Genomic DNA, 1,418 nt, shown 5'->3' on the forward strand with positions numbered 1-1,418 from the left:
TCGAGTAAAGCGGCAGCGACAATCGCGACATTCAACAAGGCTGGACTGTTTTGCTGAGCTTTGATCAGCATACTAGCGATACGCGGCTCAATGCCTAGGCGCTGAGCTTGCTTACCGATCGAAGTGAACTGCCCATTAGCGTCTAACAGTTCCAGATTTTGTAAGAGTTGCTTACCTTGTTCTGTTGAAGCTTTTGGTGGAACGTCTAACCATTGCAGTTCATCAGCACTCGCAGCGCCCCATTGCGTCAATTCAGACACCAACGAAGACAAATCAGAATGAAGAATTTCAGGTTCTGGTACAGCAGGTTGCTGCATAAGCTGTGTTTCGCTGTACAAGCGAACACATAAGCCTTCTTCGATTCGCCCAGCACGACCCGCTCTTTGCTCAGCAGAAGACTGCGAAATTTTCACTTGTTCAAGCTTGGTAATACCGGTTTTCAAATCAAACTTTGCAACTCGTTCTAACCCCGAATCAACCACTAAACGAATCCCCTCAATCGTCAAAGAAGTTTCCGCAATGTTAGTGGCTAATACCACTTTTCGACGCCCTTTCACCGATGGCGCGATCGCTCTCTGCTGCTGTTCAAAACTCAATTGGCCATACAACGGACACACGTCAATATCACTGACAAGTTGCCCAAGTTGTGATTCCACTTGTTTTATCGCCGAGACACCCGGTAAGAAAGCCAAAAGTGAACCCGATTCTTTCTCCATCAGAGAACGAATCACGTTGGCCATCTTAGGTGCTAAATATTCATTCGAGCCTAATGGCTGATAGCGGAAGTCGACAGGGAAAGTTCGGCCTTGCGATTCAACATACTTGGCATCAGGTAACAAAGATTGCAGAGCGTGTTGATCTAAGGTTGCCGACATCACCACCACTTTTAGATCGTCACGCAGCGCATCTTGGATCTCCAAGCTAAACGCCAATGCAGTATCTGCGTGAATGCTGCGTTCATGAAATTCATCAAAGATCACCATATCAACCCCTGTCAATTCAGGGTCGGTTTGGATCATTCTCGTCATGATCCCTTCAGTCACGATTTCCAAGCGAGTCGCACTACTGGTTTTAGATTCACCACGAACCCTATAACCTATGCTCTCTCCCACTTTCTCTCCTAGTTGGCTCGCTAAGTAAGTAGCAATATTCCTTGCAGCCAAACGCCTTGGTTCAAGCATAATGATTTTGCCTTGAACAGCATTAGTTTTAACCAACTGTAAAGGGAAGAATGTTGACTTACCGGCACCGGGAGCGGCCTTTAGAATAAGTTGAGTGTGTGTTTGTACGCCAGCGAGCAGATCTGGCATCACAGCTTCTATGGGCAGTTGTGGCAATGGGTGAACCTTGTGGTGTAATGTTGGCAACATTGTACATAAAAACCTACCTCTCTAAATAAGTAATATGCACTTCAATCC

Annotated in this window: 1 protein-coding gene; it reads right to left on the minus strand. The window is 46.3% G+C overall.

All coding sequences use genetic code 11. The features are described 5' to 3' along the window. The coding region (hrpB, locus tag AB4496_RS14160) for an ATP-dependent helicase HrpB (protein ID WP_372131193.1) at positions 1-1,310 on the minus strand (1,310 nt) is incomplete at its 3' end. Between the last annotated feature and the right edge of the window lie 108 nt (positions 1,311-1,418).

The sequence above is a fragment of the Vibrio sp. 10N.222.46.A1 genome, from assembly GCF_041473595.1.
GTDB classification, from domain to species: Bacteria; Pseudomonadota; Gammaproteobacteria; order Enterobacterales; family Vibrionaceae; genus Vibrio; species Vibrio tasmaniensis_A.